General features: G+C 58.9%; 14 protein-coding genes. 7 read left to right on the forward strand and 7 right to left on the reverse strand.

All coding sequences use genetic code 11. The features are described 5' to 3' along the window. Positions 1-40 precede the first annotated feature (40 nt). Positions 41-3,052, reverse strand: a complete 3,012-nt coding sequence (locus tag SH410x_RS26395; protein WP_473672294.1) for a PSD1 and planctomycete cytochrome C domain-containing protein — start codon at positions 3,050-3,052, stop codon at positions 41-43. 160 nt (positions 3,053-3,212) lie between these two features. Between SH410x_RS26395 and SH410x_RS26400 the strand changes: the two genes are divergently transcribed. Next, positions 3,213-4,373 carry an AraC family transcriptional regulator gene (locus tag SH410x_RS26400; RefSeq protein WP_473672296.1) on the forward strand — a complete coding sequence of 387 codons (1,161 nt, stop codon included), beginning with the start codon at positions 3,213-3,215 and terminating at the stop codon, positions 4,371-4,373. A 78-nt stretch (positions 4,374-4,451) separates the two neighbouring features. Here the strand turns inward: SH410x_RS26400 and SH410x_RS26405 are convergent, their stop codons facing one another. After that, a complete protein-coding gene (locus tag SH410x_RS26405) occupies positions 4,452-5,444 on the reverse strand; it encodes an NAD-dependent epimerase/dehydratase family protein (RefSeq protein ID WP_473672298.1) in 993 nt (330 codons plus the stop codon). A 665-nt stretch (positions 5,445-6,109) separates the two neighbouring features. Between SH410x_RS26405 and SH410x_RS26410 the strand changes: the two genes are divergently transcribed. From SH410x_RS26410 to SH410x_RS26420, 3 genes are all read left to right on the forward strand, one after another. After that, a complete protein-coding gene (locus SH410x_RS26410) occupies positions 6,110-6,706 on the forward strand; it encodes a molybdenum cofactor guanylyltransferase (RefSeq protein WP_473672300.1) in 597 nt (198 codons plus the stop codon). Further along, the gene (locus SH410x_RS26415; RefSeq protein WP_473672301.1) at positions 6,703-7,965 is read left to right on the forward strand and encodes a molybdopterin molybdotransferase MoeA; all 1,263 of its coding nucleotides are present in this window, start codon (positions 6,703-6,705) and stop codon (positions 7,963-7,965) included. Before SH410x_RS26410 ends, SH410x_RS26415 begins: the two co-directional genes overlap by 4 nt. A 338-nt stretch (positions 7,966-8,303) precedes the next feature. Continuing rightward, on the forward strand, positions 8,304-10,829 hold the full coding sequence (locus SH410x_RS26420; protein WP_473672302.1) for a YidC/Oxa1 family insertase periplasmic-domain containing protein: 2,526 nt from the start codon (positions 8,304-8,306) through the stop codon (positions 10,827-10,829). A gap of 292 nt (positions 10,830-11,121) precedes the next feature. On the opposite strand, the gene SH410x_RS26425 is transcribed toward SH410x_RS26420, so the two are convergent. From SH410x_RS26425 to SH410x_RS26445, 5 genes are all read right to left on the reverse strand, one after another. Continuing rightward, positions 11,122-12,648: an Nramp family divalent metal transporter gene (locus SH410x_RS26425; RefSeq protein ID WP_473672304.1), complete on the reverse strand. Its 1,527-nt coding sequence runs from the start codon at positions 12,646-12,648 to the stop codon at positions 11,122-11,124. After that, a complete protein-coding gene (locus tag SH410x_RS26430) occupies positions 12,641-13,060 on the reverse strand; it encodes a hypothetical protein (RefSeq protein ID WP_473672306.1) in 420 nt (139 codons plus the stop codon). Before SH410x_RS26430 ends, SH410x_RS26425 begins: the two co-directional genes overlap by 8 nt. Further along, positions 13,057-13,542, reverse strand: coding sequence for a hypothetical protein (locus SH410x_RS26435; protein ID WP_473672308.1), 486 nt, complete (start codon positions 13,540-13,542; stop codon positions 13,057-13,059). Before SH410x_RS26435 ends, SH410x_RS26430 begins: the two co-directional genes overlap by 4 nt. Before the next feature lie 78 nt (positions 13,543-13,620). Continuing rightward, a complete protein-coding gene (gene hemP / locus SH410x_RS26440) occupies positions 13,621-13,992 on the reverse strand; it encodes a hemin uptake protein HemP (protein WP_473672309.1) in 372 nt (123 codons plus the stop codon). 162 nt (positions 13,993-14,154) lie between these two features. Beyond that, positions 14,155-15,279 (reverse strand): sulfotransferase family protein, encoded by a 1,125-nt coding sequence (locus tag SH410x_RS26445; RefSeq protein ID WP_473672311.1) that lies wholly within the window; start codon positions 15,277-15,279, stop codon positions 14,155-14,157. A 375-nt stretch (positions 15,280-15,654) separates the two neighbouring features. On the opposite strand from SH410x_RS26445, the gene SH410x_RS26450 reads away from it, so the two are divergent. The 3 genes from SH410x_RS26450 (at position 15,655) to SH410x_RS26460 (ending at position 19,373) form a co-directional block, all read left to right on the forward strand. Next, the gene (locus tag SH410x_RS26450; RefSeq protein WP_473672313.1) at positions 15,655-15,975 is read left to right on the forward strand and encodes a MazG nucleotide pyrophosphohydrolase domain-containing protein; all 321 of its coding nucleotides are present in this window, start codon (positions 15,655-15,657) and stop codon (positions 15,973-15,975) included. Further along, complete coding sequence (locus tag SH410x_RS26455; RefSeq protein WP_473672314.1) at positions 15,972-18,344, forward strand: hypothetical protein; 2,373 nt, start codon at positions 15,972-15,974, stop codon at positions 18,342-18,344. Before SH410x_RS26450 ends, SH410x_RS26455 begins: the two co-directional genes overlap by 4 nt. A 90-nt stretch (positions 18,345-18,434) precedes the next feature. Continuing rightward, positions 18,435-19,373: an ABC transporter ATP-binding protein gene (locus tag SH410x_RS26460; protein ID WP_473672316.1), complete on the forward strand. Its 939-nt coding sequence runs from the start codon at positions 18,435-18,437 to the stop codon at positions 19,371-19,373. The last annotated feature ends 166 nt before the right edge of the window (positions 19,374-19,539 follow it).

Consider the following 19,539-nt stretch of genomic DNA (forward strand, 5'->3'; position numbering starts at 1 on the left):
GCCGATAACGTTGACAGGGAAATGAATGGTTCATTCGGGGTTACCTCAAAAAGATGAACTCTTTGGTGTTGATCAATGCGTGGGCATACGCGGCCCAGCGATCAAGGCCAGTGTCACCGTCCACAAACTCGAACGCAAAATCCAACTCGGACGGGGTGGGGTTTCGAGAAAACGCTGCCAGGTACATCCACTCGATGCGCTCGGCGGCGCTATCGCCATGCTGCAATGCGAGCGCAGCCCAATCGCGTGCCTGTTCGACGACGAAGGGGTCATTCATCAATATCAATGCCTGCGCGGGGACATTAGATACGTTCCGGCGCCCCATCGTGCTGAACGGGACAGGCGTGTCGAACGTTAGCATAAAGGGCGATAGAAAGTTTCGGCGAATCGAGATATAGATGGAACGTCGGCCGTTACCATCGGCCGGACCACTCTCTGTTGGACGACCACGCCCCGTCATGAAACTGGTCAGGTGAACGGGTACCGACGGACCAAATAACTGGTCGTCAAGGTTCCCTGCGACAGCCAACAACGAATCGCGGATCACTTCCCCCTCCATTCGCTTTGGCGGCCGGTGATGCCACAGTCGATTATTCGGATCGACTGCCGCCGCGGTCGCATCGACCTGGCTGGACATCTGATAAGTGCGGGAGAGAACGATGTGCCGAATCATTCGCTTGATACTGCGACCCTCGGCAACAAATTGAGTGGCGAGATGGTCGAGTAGCTCTGGATGGGTAGGACGCTGGCCGAGCACTCCAAAGTCGTCGGTCGTCGGCACAATGCCTCGTCCCATCAGATAATGCCAAATGCGGTTGACGATGACACGGGCCGTCAGCGGGTTGGCCGGATCATTGATTTGCGAGGCGAGCTCCAACCTCCCGCTACCACGTTGGATCTCCATGGGAGCATCACCGGAAATTGCGGTTAGAAAGTGACGCGGCTCCCGGTTCCCTGGCTGTGACGAATTCCCGCGAATGTAAATCGATGCATCTTCGCCCGTGCCATCGAACATCGCCATTGCGGTACGAGAGCGTTTAACCATTCGCGAGGCAATCTCGTCGCGTGACCTAGCCCAATTCACTGCCAACTCGTGTAACTGGCCGCCGATCTTGTGTTTCACTGCAGCGTCAAACTTGTCCCATTCAGCGGTGGACACGTCGGCATAGGCCTCGATCGCTTGCGTGGTCTGGTCCTTGGTCCCCTGGAAAACGAAAGCGATCTCCAAGCGAGCATTTTTGGCGGGCGTGAACTCCAAGTGAATGCGGTGGCCTTGGTACCGAGACAGGTTCATTTCAACAAAAGGGACCCCCTGCTTGATTTCTTGCACCGTTTCGCGATGCAGCGGCCCGGCGATATGCCGATGCGAATCGACACAAGCGACAACATGCCCTTGGCCCCGCACCGAACATGCGACATACCCATCGGTTACCTCAAAGGTTGGAGTCCTCAAGGTGCGACCGCTTCGCGGCAAACGCGACAGTTGACTGCGGTCACGAAAGCCTTTCTGAGCAATCGACTCCAATCCGTCCCAAGCCGGGTCATTGGCCACATAGTCATGCGATGCCCACACGACCCTCGGAGTCTCACCGCTGGTCTCGAGCAATGGGTCGCCAGCATGATGGGGTTGATCGCCAAAGATAAAACCGTCCTGCATGAATTGCTCAGGCGTCAGTTTCCCCAGATCAAAAACCAAGCCGTCACGGACCGCTTGGGGTAGCGGTGGGGCGCTCGGCCGGCGGACTGAATGTTTGGCCAACAACGCTTGGACTTGCTGCCGATAGTCAGCGTCTGCATGGGCGAGTTGCTTCGCAACTTCGCGATTTTGCAGGATGGAATCGAAACGAACCTGCCGATAGTCGCTGCTTTGCAGAAAGCCCGTCAAAGAGTAATAGTCGGCCGTGGAAATGGCATCGAATTTATGATCGTGGCACCGAGCGCAAGACACCGTGACCCCCAGAAACGCCTTCGACATCACGTCGATCATGTTATCAAAACGATCCGACTCATCCTTCAAAATATCGACCGGCGAGTGCACCCATTCTCCGAGGAACCAGAACCCGGTCCCCAAGATGGATTCGTCGAACCCCAGTTCGGGATTGAGACGCGGGTTTTCCAGTAAGTCGCCGGCGATGTGTTCTCGAACCAACTGGTCGTAGGGCACGTCGGCATTGAACGCGCGAATGACATAGTCGCGATACTGATATGCGTTGACGGCGTCATCGTCAAATTCATGGCCACGCGACTCTGCGTAGCGAACGAGGTCGAGCCAATGACGGCCCCAACGTTCGCCAAAGTGCGGTGAGTCCAGCAACGTGTCGACCAAGCGTTCGATCGCATCGGGCAGGACGTCTTCGCGAAAGCGAAGTGTTTCCTCGGTTGTCGGCGGCAGGCCAATGATGTCCAGGTACAGCCGTCTCATCAGGGCCATGCGATCCGCGTCGGCCGATGGAGCTAACTCATTCTCTTCCAGCTTGGCGAGAATGAATCGATCCAAGCCGACCCTGGGCCAACTTTCCTGCTTAACGTCCGGCTCAGCGGGATCTTGGATCGGCTGCCAAACCCAATGCTCCTCCGTCCGCTGGTCCAATGCAAACGACGGGCGATCGACACGCGACTGTGGTGCATCTTCTTCCGGCCAGGGGGCCCCCATGCGGACCCACTTGGCGAACGTTTCAACGTCCGCTTCAGGCAACATTCCCTGGGGCGGCATTTCATAGGATTCCCACCGCACGGCTTCCATGAACAAACTGCCCTCTGGATCTCCTGGCACAATCGCCTCACCGCTGTCCCCGCCGTCGATCAACGCCGCTCGACTGTCGACCGACAATCCCGCTTGCAGGTCCTCCGAACTGGCACTGTGACATCGATAGCAGTGTTCGCTAAGCAATGGCCGCACCTCCTTCTCGAAGAACTCCAAGGCGTCTGCGGAGAATCCAGGCGTCTCTGCGCGGGTGACCCCAGGCATCCATCCCGAGGTTGCGATGAGCAAGCCTAGAAAGATCGCACGATGAAACGGCAGAGATTTGAACAAGACAGGGAAACGAAGCACGGCTCAAGTCCTCAGGGACGATTTGCGACGTCAGCAATACGGGTGGGCGTCAGGCGGAATATGATATTATGCACTGTCGCAGCCCATTGTCGAGGATCATCTGCGTCGCCCAACTGACGATTTGCGTCACCTCCGCCAGCCACCTTTCCCCTGCGACTCGATGAAAAAGACAGAACGCCGACGAGTGGCCCTGGTCGTGGAGTCATCCCGCTCCTATGGACGAAGCGTGCTGCGTGGCATCGCCCAATATTCCCAGACACGCGGAAATTGGTCTTTGCTGCACGAAGAAATGACGATTGACGCGTCGCTGCCCGACTGGCTCGCTGCCGCAGGATTAAGCGGGGTGATCGCTCGCGTGGACACCCACACTCTATCGCCGCTTCGGCAATTGGGCGTGCCGATCGTCGATGTTCGCTGTCGAAACTCGCACGCCGGAATCCCTCAGGTCGAGACCGATGACTGCGCCGTCGCTGAACTGGCGTTCAATCACCTGTGCGAACGCGGCTTTCGAAAATTTGCGTTCTGCGGATTTCGCGATGCCCATTTTTCCGATATTCGACTGCGACACTTTCGCGAATCCTGTGCGACGGCAGGCTACCCACTATCGGTCTACGAAACCGACTGCGAAACGAAAGCGATTACGAGTATCGAACGGGCGGGCGTGATCGATGGCAGGTCACTCTCTCGATGGCTCGCGTCACTTGAGCCCGCCACGGGACTGTTTGTGTGCAACGATATTCGAGGCCAACAAGTCCTCAATGCATGCCGTAATTCTGGCATCCTCGTCCCCGACGAAATTGGAGTCGTGGGTGTCGACGATGATGATGCGATCTGCCCACTTTGCGATCCGACGCTTTCAAGCGTCCGCCCGAATGCTGAGCGTGTGGGCTACCGGGCCGCTGAGGTGCTCGACGAGCTAATGCGAGGACGCCGTGAACACGTTGCCGTCGAGTTGATACAGCCGATCGCAGTGACGCAAAGAATGTCAACCCAAGTATCCGCGGTAGAAGATCGTGAGTTAGCCCGCGTGTGCCGATTCATTCGTGAACACGCGAGCGAGGGAATCGACGTCAAAGACGTCGTCGAATTCTCCACGCTTTCACGCCGAGCATTGGAGCGGCGGTTTCGGCAAGAGCTCGATCGAACCCCCCACCAAGAATTGATGTCCGTTCAGATCGCAAGGGTGAAGCAATTGCTCGACGAGACCTCGTTCAAGCTGGAGGAAATTGCGAGCATGACGGGATACAGCCATCCCGAACGCCTGGGTGTCGTTTTCAAGCGAGAAACGGGCATGACGCCAGGCGAATATCGACGCCGATAAAGAGGGCAGACCGCGTGAGCGTGCCGAATCGAAAGCTCCGACCGCGGAGCGTTCAGCGACCTCTTTCCCGCTCATTCCCTAGAGACGCTCAAGGTGCTTTCGATAAAATTCGATCGACTCCAGGACCGCTTGCCGCAGCGGAGTCGTTCGTGCCTTTGGAAATGCATTCAAGAACGGTTGTGAGTCGACCTCACAAATGAAGGGGACGGTTTCAGCGCCGACGGTGATCTGGAATGCATCGCGAATCCCTAGCTCAATCGCAGCAGCTCTCATCTCGTCGACAAACTGCTGTGTTGCCAAACAGTGCCCCGGAAGCGTGAATACCGCGTTGCCAGAAAACGGTTCCCAAACCGCGTTACCGAATGCTGCGCCCACGTCTGGGACATACTGATAATCCTGCTTGCTGCTAAACGGAATCTCATAAGACGTCCCGCTCGCGATATGCTTCATTGCCGTTGTCGGAGTGGCGGTGAGCCCTGCATCGCGTCCAGGCCCGAATAACGCTCCGGGACGCAACGAGATCGTGTCGATGCCAGTTTCGGTATGGAGCAATCGAGTCAAATGTTCGCCAGCTTGCTTCCACGTGCCGTACACATTGACCGGCTGCGGCGGCGAATCCATCGCAACGATGCCAGGCGGATAGAGACTGCGAGGCCCGTAGACTGCCATGGAACTGGCGAAGATGAATCGCTTCAATTTGGGAGCGACGGCCTTGATCGCTTCGATTAAATTCTGCGTTCCTGCTAGATTCACCTGCAGACCAAGATCGCGATTTTTATTGCAGTCGGGCGTTTGCAACCCTGCCAGATGCACCACTCGCGTGATGCCTTGCTCACTCAAGATCGTCTGCACCCGATCCTGGTCGCGCACATCGACTTGCACGAAGGTCATCCGAGCGGAATCAATCTGGCCAAACACATCCCGTGACCGGTCAGGATCATTGTGACGTCCACCGACAACCAAATGGCAGCGTGACTTCGTCAGCAACCATCTTGCGGTGGCCGCACCGATGCAGCCGTGCCCGCCCGTTATCAGGACGCGTTCCTCTCCCGCCTTGTCATCGCATCCCAAGGGTCAACACTCGCTCGGTTCGTTGTGTAAAACATCCGGCTCGACCATCAAGCGGTCGCAGCGCCAGCGGCCGCGATTCGGCGAATGTCGCCATCGACCTGTCTCCCGCGAGCGTCATCATGCTGGATGATTTCCCCCTGAGGTCCTTAGCCGGCAGACCTTCTTCCCAACCAAGTCTCACCGGACGAACGGTGTGCGTCAACCGCGGACGCAATCATTCCTAAGATCACTTATCGAGCACGGATGAAGCATTTCAATGACACCGCTTTCGCCTGGTAATTTCTTGGATGGCCAAGCGGTGGGAACGAAGCACCGTTGCCAACGGCTGACGGACAGCCTCGTCTCGTTCCTGTACAATGAGACGAGGAGAAAATGAGACGAGGGAAAAACGAGACGAGCCGAAAAACGCGGCGCCGCGATGCGATCACCACGCTCCCTGCCGGGTTCGCGACGAACCGCGTTCGCTTTCGTTATTCATTGCGTACCGTTTCTTCGTTTGGTGGCGTCCCCTTCGCTCGTGCGTCGGCTAACGGCCGAAACGCCTTCGCCGTCAACGCATTCAAGTCTCCCGGACAGCCCGACGAAGTGAACCAGATGATTTCCCGGAACTTGGTCCCTTGTGATTTTCGCTGCCGCACCTCGATCCACCAGCAACCCCAGTATTCATGCCCCGCACCTCGTTACTCGGCACCGTACTCGCTGGTGGACGTTCGACTCGGATGGGGCGATGCAAAGCCGGGTTGCCGCATGCCTCCGGCAGCACATTCCTCGATCACGCGACCAGTCAGCTTCTGAGTTGCTGCGCCCATGTCGCCTGCTCCGTTGCTGTCGATGGCGAGACGGTGATGCCCACGTTACCCCAAGGCGTCCACACGCTCTTCGACGCAGTTGCTGATCGCGGGCCCGCCGAGGGAGTCTGCCGCGCCATGGACCTGGCCAAAACACTACGTTGCACCGGAGTCTTAGTCATCCCCGTTGACTTGCCCGGGCTCCATGCCAAGCATCTCCAGCAGCTGATCACGGTATCAGACGCAGCCCCCGACCGCGTCGTCGTGGCGATCTCCGATGACGCTGCGGCGACCAAAAGGGTACAACCGCTCGTGGCAATTTATCCGGTTTCGTTGCAGTTCGACCTCAAAACGCTCGCGGGCTCGAAACATCGCAGCCTGTATCGTTTCCTCGAAAGCATCGACTGCCTCACCGTCGAGCTTCCGGCTGCTGTTTTGCACAACGTCAATTCTCCTCACGATTTACTCCCATGACTCCCTACCAATTCGACCGGCTCGATGATGCCATCGCCGCGCTCGCTGCCCCGCTCGTGCCCGTTGAGATCGATTCACAGTGTCGCGATTTTCTCGGACGCGTCCTGGCGGAACCGATCCTCGCGGACCGCGACCATCCCGCCGCCGATGTGTCGGCCATGGACGGATACGCAGTGGCACACCGAGAGCTGGGCACGGCCAGGGATCTCGACAGCAATGACGAGATACCGGTCACGGCGGAGAGCATCCCCGGATCACCGCCACCTCAATTTTCGACTCACGGTGTGATCCGTATATTCACAGGCGGCATCGTCCCGGTTGGTTGTGACCGTGTGATTCAGCGTGAGCATACGATTGAGAACGCCCCCTCATCCTCCCTGCCGCTCGGTTCGATTCAGTGGCTCGCCGAGGCCGCGAAAAACCCAACGGGCGCGAACATTCGCCGCCAAGGAGAGAACTTAAACGCTGGCTCGCAAGCCTTGCCGGCGGGCGTGGTGATCGGTGCACCACAGAGGGCGGCCATGGTGAGTTTCGGCGTCTCATCGACTGCGGTGTACCGGATGGTCCGTGTCGCCATCATCACGACGGGTGATGAACTCAGCGGTGGCGCGGACGAGGAGAGCCAACCGCTCCCTGCCTGGAAGATTCGCAATAGCAACTCGCCCGCTCTCGCCGCTTTGCTGGCGAGTCGTCCGTATGTCGCCTCCCCCACGCTGCTGCACGCCGTCGACGATCCCGATCAACTGCAACAAACACTCGCCGCCGCGATCAGCGATCACGACATCGTGCTTTTGACGGGCGGTGTTTCGATGGGGGACCACGACTACGTGCCGCAGGTCGTCTCGCAGATCGGCGCCGAAACGATATTCCATAAACTACCGCTGCGGCCCGGCAAACCCATTCTCGGTGCGATTCACACCGGATCCTCGCAATCCACCGCGAAACCGATCATTGGCTTGCCCGGCAATCCGGTCAGCGCGACGATGGGCGCGGTCCGATTTGCTCTGCCGCTGATCGACAAACTCGCCGGCCGGACGCGTTGGCAGTCCACGCCCGCCAGTGTCGTGCTGGAGGACGTCGGGCAAAAAACGCTACCGCTGATCTGGCTCCGCGCCGTCCGCATGACGCAACCGGGGCGGGCCGAACTGGCGATCGGAAAAGGGTCGGGAGACCTTGTTTCGTTGGCCGCGAGTGATGGATTCATTGAAATGCCGCCCCACGCGAACCACCCCGGCCCCTGGCCCTTCTTTGCTTGGTGAGGCGACCGCAAGCCAGAAAGATCGTTCCATCCATGGTTGCGGAGTGCCGCCGGAGGGTGGAATCCACGCCCTGACGACCGTAGCGGCTCGGTTCATTCACTGCCGCTCGGTTCATTCATTCGCAGTCGCTGACGGCCCCAAAACAGGATTTTGGCGAGGGATGCTCTGAAAAAGGGCACAGTGGGGACCTGTTGACGGCCTGATTGGCGGCATTCTGGCGTTCTTGGCTCGGTTTGGCTTTTCAAAAATCGCCCCAGCGGCAAGAATGCCGGTTTCGCCAGCAACCATTTTGGGCTGTTGGACGTTTGCCCCGCCTATCTCTATCGGCCAATAATTTCGTGGATCGCCGCTTTTCCTCCTTCCTACTCGCTTCGACCGCCTTCTTCCTCGTCTATATGTCGTTGCGGACAATGTTCGTACCGCCGGTCCAACCGGTTGTCCAGGACGATACGCCCGCCGAGGTCGCCGAGTCCGAAGTCAACGCCACCATCGAGCCATCCAATCCCGATGGTCCGACGGATGCGGCCGATGAGCCCGCCGGTGCGGACGTCGACGAGATTCCCCAACGCCCCGAGATGCCGGAGTGGCGGACCCTCGGGTCGATGGCTCCCACGAGCGGACATGTCATGCTCGTCACGCTCAATAGTCGCGGCGGTGGAATCGAGCGAATCGAGCTGACTGAGCGAAAGGAAAATGGGCGTCTCAAGTATCGCCGAGTTGACGTCCGCAGCGGATACCTCGGTTACCTAGCAGCCGACCCCATCGCCACGATCGAGGGCGTCGGTGTCAACGTCGTCGGTCCGGGAACGCCGGCAGCGATCGCGATTGCCAAGACCGCTGGCGTGCCCAACGGATTGCGACCGGGCGACCGCATCATCGCGATCAATGGGGACACGATCAGCAATACGGTCATGCTCGGCAACTGGCTCAACGGCACCGAACCCGGTGACGAAGTCGTGCTCGATGTGATCCGGGATAACGACAAAACGATCCAGTTCACGGCGAAACTCACCGAGCACCCACTCGATCTGGTCCGCTTGGCAGATAAGGGTGGCGAGAATCAAGTCAAAGGCAACCTGACACGCCTGTCGTCACTGCTCACGGTGGGCAAGGTCGGCCGCCACGAGATCGCGCCGGGCGAGCGAGCACTCCCCTCACTGCGTGATCCGGGCGATCTGATCTGGAATATCAAACAAGACGCCAGTCCCCGAAACGCCCAACAAGACGGCGGCGCGGCGGATGCCGACCTCGAAACGGTATCGTTTGAGCTACAACTCAGCGAACAAGAAATGCGGGCAGCGGGCGGCCATGCCGTGGGACTGCAGCGATCTTATTCGCTGCGTCCGGGCAGCTTTGTACTCGACATGGACGTACAAATTGACAACCGCTACGACGAACCGCAGCAGCTCGCCTACCGGCTCGAAGGCGTCAATGGAATCACGCTCGAAGGATGGTGGTACAGCAATAAAATCAGCCCGAACTGGGGTGGCTCAGCCGCTCGCGACCTCGTGTACAACACGACCGCCGGAGGCCATGAACTCGTTTCGGGCTACGGCCTGCTCAAACGCGCTCGCAAGGAAACGGTCCCCAATGACCAAACCTTGTTCTCTCCCAATTCGGAAGCCGCTGCGAAAGACATGCAATACATCGGCGTCGATGCCCAGTATTTCACGGTCGCCTACCTCCCCCCCTCCGAAGAAGCCAGCCTCACGAATTTCCGCCGCGCGATTGGGACCCTTGCCTCTGATCCCGAGGAAATCCCCAAGAACCAAGAGCGGGCGGTTAACACGACCTTCTATCTCGACAGTACGGTTGCCGACGTGCCCCCCGGTTCGAGCTTGAAACAAAGCCTGCGTTTGTTCGCGGGGCCGAAACAACCTGAACTCTTCGATCAATACGGCTTGCAGGCCTGCATTTACTACGGTTGGTTCTCGTGGCCGGCCAAGGTGCTCGGCAATCTACTGCATGTGCTCTCGGGGGTCGGCAACTATGCCGTGGCCATCTTCTTACTAACGATTATCGTTCGTGGGGCAATGTTCCCGCTGTCCCGTAAAGCCGCCGTGAACGCCCAGCGGATGCAGGAACTCGCGCCCGAACTGAAGAAGATCACCGAACAGTACAAAGACGACATGGAAGGCCGCGTCAAAGCCCAGCGTGAGTTGCAGCAGCGGGTTGGTTTCAATCCACTTTCAGGTTGCTTACCGATGTTCTTGCAGTTGCCCATTTTCATGGGGCTGTACCGATCACTGTCGGTCGATATCGAACTGCGCCAGGCCGCCTTCGCCTCCTGGACAACCTGGGCGTCCAATCTCGCCGCCCCCGACATGCTGTACTACTGGGGCGACTGGATGTGGGATTACCTGGCCGGTCGCGGCACGGGTTGGCTGGGACCCTACTTCAACATCCTGCCCGTTATCGTGATGGTGCTGTTCTTGGCCCAGCAGAAAATGTTCATGCCGCCTGCGACGGATGAACAAACCGCGATGACGCAAAAGATGATGAGCTACATGACGCTCATCATGGGCCTGTTCTTCTTCCGTGTGCCCGCTGGATTATGTATCTACTTCATCACCAGCAGCCTATGGGGAATCGGCGAGCGGATCCTGGTCAAGAAAACCTTGCCGAAAACGCCGCACTTTGACAAGGCTGTCCTGGAAGGCAAAGTAAACCACCGCGGGGGAGACAGCACCACGGACTCCTCAACCAAACGCTTACCCGGCCCCAATCGCCCCGGTGGCCCGTCCGCCGGCGAGAAGTCCGAACCAACCTGGGCTGATCGCCTGCGTCAGCGGATGAACCCCGAAGTGCCGGCTGCACCCTTACCACGTGATCGTAAACGGCCGAAGTCAAACAAGAAACGCTGATAAGATCCTGTCCGTCCGTTCGCAGCGACGCTCGCCAGAGCATCGCTGCATTTTGCTGAGCGCCTGCGGCACCCCCTCGTGAGTGGCCTCGGCAACCTCTACATGCTTCGGCAGCACGCCCGCATGGGAGCCCGTCAGACCGGCAACACATCGCCAGGGACGTCAGTGCCCGGCGATCGAGGCACCCGCGATATCTTCGAGTAACGCGATATCATCACGTGTAACGCTGCTAAACCGCGTGCCCAGCGGGCCGCCGTATCCGCAGTGGAAGTTCGCCAGCGAGCGAACTCCGTCAGAATTGTGACACCACTGTCCATACCCCCGTCACCAGCATGGCGGCAGCGGAGAGCCATAGCATTGCGTCCCACAGGCGTCCCGGACGCAGCGCTTCGCTGACAAATTGATAGCGGAAATACAATGCTGCTCCGGCCAGCATCGGCAACATCACGCCCTGAGCGACACCGCTGATCAAGACCAACTGCGCCGGGGCGGGGAAGGCGACGTAGATAATCCAGCACAGGATTGGAAAGAATCCGCCCAGCCAGCGAACCCACTTCGCACGGGTCACTTCGTCAGCGTCGATCAAACCAACAATTCGCATGGCGTCAGAAAAGACTCGCGCATGCGCTGCCAACGCCACAAAAAATGTGCTGTACAGAACGGCGAACGCGCCAGCGAGAAAGATCATCGCGGCAGCGTTTCCGAACACCGGCTGATACATCACCGACAGCGTGCGAACCAACGTATCCTTTTCGGGGTTCAGCCCGATGCGATGCAACACGCCCACACCGAGCAGATAAAACGCGACGGTCGCGAATGTATACAAGACCATCGCGCCCCACGAATCCAGATGCATCACCCGCATCCATCCGGCGGCGCGAGCATTCCAGGACGGTGTCCCATCGTCGGGGCCTGTGAAACGGGCGTAGCCTTTTTCCAAACACCAATACGGATAAACCACCAGTTCCCCCGCCCCAACCCCGATGATGCCGAACGCGGCCAACGCCGTGGCGACCGGGCGGGCCGTTGAGGAGGCATCCCCCAATGAAACATCGGGTAGCTGAGGCCACAATCCCGCTGCGACCTCCATCCAAGGGATGCCCCAGAACGGATCGCTCTGCAGCCACACGGTATTGAGGACGGTTAGAATCGTGAACAAAATCACCAGCGCCGTCGAAAGCGACTGGATCAACCCGTACCTGCCCACGGTCAACATCACGCTCGTAACGATCGCCATCACAGCGGCCCACAACACAGCGTCGTACGACTTCGCCGGTGGCGTGATTGACGCGGGCACGACGGACGCCTCGAGTGCCGCGTCGGCTTCCTCGGCCAAGGTTGTTCGGGTGGCTGCATCGAATACCCTCCGCTGCTCCCGATCGGCGTGATCATTGTAGACGCGCCCCGACGATGTCAGCGGGACGCTGATCGCCAACGCTTGGCCGACCCCACCGACGATGCCGCCGAGCTGGCTGATACTGGCGACCCACATCACGATCCAGAACCACACCAACCAATTGCCCCGCCCCGCGACACGCGGTCCGGGGACCAAGTCCAATGCGGCAAGCGTCGTCTTGCCGCTGATCAGCGTGTACCGGCCCAGTTCGATCTGAGTGAAGACCTTGATCACGCAGCCCAGCAGGATCAGCCATAGCAGTGACATCCCCGCCTCGGCACCGGCTTTCGTCGTCGCGATCAACTCGCCGCTACCAACAATCGATCCCGCAACGATCAATCCTGGCCCGACACAGCGGAGCATGTGGACCAGTCGCTTCGGCGGATCGACTGTGGTCGTGGTCGAACAGGGGGCTTCACTCATCGCGAGATCCGAGGCATTGGCTGTATCGAGTCAATCGGCGAATGCAAATGAATGCTGGTATGCCGAGTATGGGAAGAAAAAGCGCTCCCGCAATGACACCAATCCAGCGTGCCTTTTTGTAATGCTGTGGGAATTCTTCGGGTGCAACATACCCGATGCGGGTCATGGCTGCGAATAACCACGCCATAAACAAACACCAGAGGACCGGAACGACAGCATCGACCACGCGAAACCATCCGTGGTAGAGCTGGTCAACGAACGCCGCAATCGAGACCATGACGAGGTAGACCAACATGCCCGCACCCATCCAACGATAGTATTTCTGGACGCGAGCGAGATACCATGCCGCATCCCGGGGCTCGACTTCCGCGGCGAGCGACTCAGTCGGCGGCGCGTAGGGGCTCGGTGTCACGCAGGGACGGCTTGATCCGCATGCAGTGTGAGGGCGATCACCTCGCCATCGTTCGAGAGAATCCGCGACCGCGCGTCACGGGCGGCAGTCGACAACCGACGAACTTTTCGCGGTGCTGCGACCGGGGCGCGCACGCCGCTGGTCGGCACAAGCGTCGCCCGCATCACGCTCCACTGATCGAGCGTCAATTCCATCTCACTTTGAACGAACCATCCGACAGCCGGGCTGAAGGATTCTTGGCGCAGAACGATCGGGCGATCCCGGATCGCTTGGATCTGTTCACAGAACGGCCGTGAGATCTGCCGCACGGGATCCGCGTGACACGCCTCGCGTGTGCTGTCCGAGGTATCTTCGGGATGGTGCAAGCGGACGGGACCCACGCGGAGTGTGTCCCGCGTCTCGAGGACGCGATGCACAATCACTAACCGCTGCTGTTCCGTTGCACCGGCGACGACCGACAGAATGTTTTCGTTGTGAGTCACGTTGAACTGGAAGCCTTGTTTACGGGGGGCGTCAACAAATCGATTGGGGCAATTGTAACGCTTGCATCGGGGCAGCGATTACTTGGTGAGAATCAGCTTGCCTTGGCGGGTTTTTCGCAAGCGGTAGAGCTGGCCGTCGTTTTCGATCCAAATTTCGTCACCGCAGCGGGCGAGACTTTCGAACCGAACGACCTTCAGGGTGTGAGCTGCATCACAGCCACAAGCGAGCGAATTCTCACCCGGCAGCGAGCCCATCACCCGCGTTTCAATCAAGGCGGATTCGATCTCGGGGGACTCGATCGCAGGGGCAACGGCGCCACCCACATCAGCTGGGGCGTTCGTCGCCTTGGCTGCGTCGGTCGATTGGGAAGTCGGCGGCGTCGAATCCATCGGAATGTCGCTGATCTTAATCGTGAAATCGGTGGGAGGCCCACGAACAACTGCTCGCAAGGCGTGAGGCTGGTTCCCAATCTAAGTGGTGGGCGGCAGGCAAACAAGCCTTATTGCGAATCATTAGCAATAAAAAGAGCGAGCAACCGAATCTCTCCCAGACGCCCGGTGCTCGCGTTTTTCGGCGGAATTGAGCTACGAGCCTCGCAGTCTCACGCCTACTCAGTAGCCGTAGCGAGCGAAATACTCGCCCCATCGCTCCTGCAGTCGCTTTTCATCCGCTGCCGACAACTGGTGTTTATTGGGCTGATAGGAGCGATGTTCGTTGTCCGTCCACGTCTGAATTTCGTCGCGAACCGTTTCGAAATCCGCCAGCCGCAGCGAATCGTAGATATTCTCGAGAGTTGCGACGGGATCGGCGATGAGGTCCTCATACCGGATCTCGATCAAGTGATGCTCGTCGATTTTGTGGCGTTGTTCATCGAACGCGGCATACATCCGTGCAAAACAGTCCAGCACATATTCTTCGATGCCGTCGTCGGAGGTATCCGCTGGCGGGGCCTGAAATGCCTGGACTTCGTCGAGGCTGCGCCACAGCCTGCAGGTGCTTGGAAACAGATCACGGGGATCGCGGGTGATGTGAATGAACCGGGCATTGGGGAATGCGTCGGCGAGATATCCAATCCGACCGGTGTGCGTCGGGCTTTTAATCACCAGGGGCCGCGTCGTGGCAACACTGACCCGGTACAAAAATGACTTGAGCGCCCCCAGCCAACGCTGGCGTGCTTCCTCGTCGACACCTTGAAAATCCAGGTAATCCATATCAACGGGGCCGCGGCGTGGAAAGGCAATCCGGCGGTAGGGTGACGGCAGCCCCAAGTTGACCAACGCGAATTCATCCTCCTGGGGGTGGTCCCAGCCCGTGGCCATGTTGTCCATCGGTCGCTTGCCTGGCAGCAGCCAAGCCGCAAAGGTACGGAAAAACCACTGCGTCAAGAGAAAATGCGACGGTGCAAAGCACTGATAGGTCGACGGGCTGCTCCAGCGTTCATCGCGGACCATCAATTCATGCAGCAATGTCGTACCACTGCGCCAGTGCCCAATGATGAACACCGGGGGGCCGTGCATTTCAGCATCGCGGAGCCGGCGGCGAAAAACCAGGTTTTGCAGGCCCATCAGCAACGTATTGAAGGGGGTCGCGATACTCACCGAGATCGCGAGACCGATGCGTGAAGGGCTGATCGAAAACTCGCCCTGACGCAGCAGACGCCACCACGTCAAGGGCCGCATGCCATGCCAAAATCGCGGACTGTAGAACGGATAGCGATTCACGGATGATTGGGACATGGAGTGAGAGGTGCCTGCGAAAAGAGTTGTGTTGCTGGATCGTTCCGTCGATCCAAGCGGGCGTTGATCAGGATCGGGCGACGAATGGAACGCTGCGGGCGAGTGGGGAAGGATCAGTGGGGCCCGGCAACGATTCGTACTGACGAACAAAACGAGTCGTGCGTCCGTCTGGCGACTGGCTGGGAATTTGAAGCAGCCTCCCCCCGCAAGTGACGACCTTAGATTAGGCTCTATGGGAAAAAGGTTAAAGCGTCCGCTTTGTGACGGCCAACCCTGGTCGCACTCACGGCACGGATTTTATAGATTTTCCGGCAGTCACGGGTTCCCGCTGATCCCAAAACGCCTGTTTTTATCGACTTTGTATTAATTATCATTATGGGCACCCCCCCGAACGATCTCTCGATCGCGGATTTACAGCAACACATCCGCCGCATGTATTTCGACAAAGACGTCGCGCGAGGCGTCGACGGCACATTCATGTGGCTAATGGAAGAGGTCGGCGAGCTGGCCTCTGCCCTGCGCGGCGACGACCGCGAGAATCTCCAAGAGGAGTTTGCCGATGTGATTGCATGGCTATTCACGATCGCCAACGTCGCCGATGTCGATCTCGCGGCGGCACTGTCGGCGAAATATGGCCAGGGTTGCCCGGGGTGCAGGCACTTCGTCTGTCAGTGCAGTTTGGATGAAAAGCCATGAAGGACGGTGCATTCCTATTGGGGGCCCAGGCCCAGCGGTTGATTTTGACCGCTGTGGGCCTAGTCATTGCCTCCGGACTATTTTCGCTCACGACCGCAGCGGCGCAAGAGCCCGTTGCGGTCGCGGCTACGGAGTCCCCTTTGATCGGAATCAATGGGCACTATCGGGCCGGGCACTGGACCGCCGTACGACTACCACCGGATCTGAACTCCTCCGTTCAGCTGGAGACAACCGACGGCGACGGGGTGGCCGTGGTGTACGAGCAGGATTTTCTCTCAGCATCGTCCGGGAGCAGTGGAGATCCAGTCTTCGCCTATGGCATTCCGGGGACGGAGGCGGCGCCGCTGATCATTCGCCATGATGGGCAGCCGGCCCATGCGGCCGCGGACGACTCACCGCGTGGGGACTCCGACCTCAGTGTGGTTGTGAAGACTCGCTTCCCCGAGGTCGGTGTGCCTGCCGAGGAACCCTCCATGATTCCCGTCGGGATGCCATGGGTGGTGGTTTTGGGCGACCCGCTGGGGATCGACACGATTGGTGTCAACGAACTGCTCAATCGCGATGCGTCCGTTGCTGTCACGCGCATCGACCGTGCCGATGCGGTCCCCGATCACGTGCTGGGATTTTCCGGCGTCGACCTGATCGTCGTCACAGGGGGCGCCACCGAGCTGCTGCGTCAATTGTCGCCCGCTCAGGGTGAGGCCATTGGAAGTTGGGTACGTGGTGGTGGCCGATTGTTCGTGACCCTGGGTGCCAGTGCGCAAACGCTGCTGCCCGCGGCGCCTTGGCTGTCCGAATTATTGCCCGCTGAAATTGCCAACTCCTCGGCGGTGACAATGGATCCCTCTGGATTCGAAACGTTCACCAACAGCCAGACCCGCTTGAGTGAGTTTGAAGCTTGGCGATTCCCCAAGGTCATTGGCGCCGGCGGGACGACGCTGTCGCGTGTCGGTGAGGTGCTGATTGCCGGCCGAACGTCGCGGCGGATTGGATTGCCGCTGGCGATCCGCTACACCGCGGGGATGGGAAAAATCACCCTGGTCGCTGCGGACCTTGATGCGGCACCGTTTGTGGATTGGCCTGAGCGTCTCGCGCTGGTGACGAAACTGACGGGGGATCTGTTGAGTGAGAAACGCAGCGAGGTGGGCAGCAGCTTCCGAATCAGCGGCTACTCGGACTTGTCTGGCCAAGTGCGGCGGAGTTTGGACCATTTCCCGATCAAACGCAGTATTAGTTTTTCGATCGTTGCACTGATTATCGCGGCGTTGATCGCCTTGGTCGCACCGTTGGATTACCTGCTCGTGCGGCGTGTGTTTGGCAACCCACTGCTGGGATGGGTGACGTTTCCCATCATTGCGGTGCTCTTGTCGGTTGCGTTAGTCATGGCGGCGGCGCCCCGTCGCAGTGCACCGGAGACGTCGGCCGCATCCACCGCAGCGGGAGAGGACTCTCTGCTACGATCTCGCGGAATTGAGATTCTCGATGTGGATAGCTCCACCCGCACGACGCGATTGTTCCGATGGTCGTACCTGTATTCACATCCCGCCCAAGTCGTCGGTGTTGCAGCGGAACCCAGTGAGGTGCTTGCCGCGATCACCGACGCGACGACCTATCAGGTCCTGCATCCGTTCGGTGCTCCCGGCCGTGAGATGGGAGGCATCCAGATCGATGCCTGGAGCATACCGATTCATGTTCCGATCACGGAGATCGATTCCAATGCAGCCGCCAAAGTGGGGCAGCAGGAACAAAGTCTCACCAGTCGCATCGACTCACTCGAAATGGCACCGCGAAGCAGCAAGTCGCTAGCGTTACAGATGCAGCTGAGCACGAACATCGAGGCATCTCCGGTGCAGCGACGACGTGGTTCCGAGCTTCTCCAGGGAGAACTTTCCAATCCGTTTGACGTTGATCTACTCGACGCCATGTTGATCTATCAGAACTGGGTTTACCTGTTGCCAACTCGTTTCCCAGCCGCGGTAACCGTTCCCGACGTCGACCGCCTGCGTCAGAAAAACTTCCGTTGGCAGTTGTCACGGCAGCGGGCATTGAAGAGTTCGTCACAGACCGAGGCGTGGGATGTGACCCAGATTGACCAACCCGTCCGACTGGCTGAGATGCTGATGTTTCACGATGTCGTCGGCGGGACTCGCTACACAGGGTTGCAAAACGAAATTCTAGGGCAGCTCGACTGGACCGATTTGCTCAACGAAGATCGCTGCATCCTGATCGCGCGGTGCCGCGAACCCTGGACCACCCTGAGCGTTGAAACCGACACAGGCACGATCGTACCCGCGGGAGAGACGGACAGCTGGGTTCGCGTCGTCCTGCCGGTAGTGGAAGAGCCTCACCAGCAAACGCAAGATCAATAGCTCCGACGTTGTCCGCAGCGTAGGAGCCTTCGCGAGATCCCATCCCCTCATCTTTTCAATTCATCATCTCTCTGCCCGGCTAGAATCGTCGTGATCAAAACTGTTGACTTGACCAAGAAATACGGCGACGCGTTCGCCATCCGCGCCATCGACTTGGACCTCGAAGCGGGCGATCTGTTTGGCTTCATCGGCCCGAACGGGGCTGGCAAGACCACGACGATGCGAATCATCGCGACACTGCTCGAACCGAGTTGGGGCGAAGCCTATGTGTGTGGCCACAGCGTCCACACGCAGCCCAAAGAGATTCGCCGCTTGGTCGGGTACATGCCCGACTTCTTCGGCGTTTACGACGACATGACCGTCGTCGAGTATCTCGAATTCTTTGCCGCCGCCTACCGGATCAACGGCCTCGATCGCCGTAAACGCGTCAACGAAATGCTCGACATTGTCGATCTCGATTTCAAACGAGATGCGTTTGCCAACACGCTCTCCCGCGGGCAAACCCAGCGGCTCGGTCTCGCGCGAACGCTGCTACATGACCCGCAAGTCCTCTTGCTGGACGAGCCCTTGTCCGGCCTTGACCCTCGCGCCCGGATCGAGATGCGGAACCTGTTGCGACGACTCGGTGAGATGGGCAAAACCGTGATCGTCAGCAGCCATATTTTGCCCGAGCTGGCGGACGTTTGTAACAAAGTTGGGATCATCGACCGCGGCGAGTTGAAACAGAACGCCAAGGTAACCGAAGTCATCCGGATGGTCCGTGAACATACCGTGTTGATTATCCAGCCGAGTCAACGCGACCAAATGCAGCGGATCGGTGAACTATTCGAAAATCATCCGCTCGTGCGGTCCACCCAGCCTGGCGATGACGCCGTGCGGGTGATCTTGAACAGCCACACTGATGACTATAGCGAGCTACCCAAACTACTGATCGAGAACGGTATCGGCCTACGTCGGTTCTCCGAAGAGGAACTCGATCTCGAATCCGCCTTCATGGCCCTGACCCAGGGCACGAGCACGCGCATGTGAGCCTCCCTTGAGCGACCACCCTCGGGCATGCCCCCCGAATCGAACGGCATCAGAATACCTGACAAACCTGCTCACCTCGCTCATTGGATGGGGTTGGATTGGGCAACAATGGATGAGATGTTCTGGGAGCCTGAATCTGCCCAAAGTGTTCTCAGTCGTGATGGGA

The organism is Rhodopirellula sp. SH410, assembly GCF_055811895.1.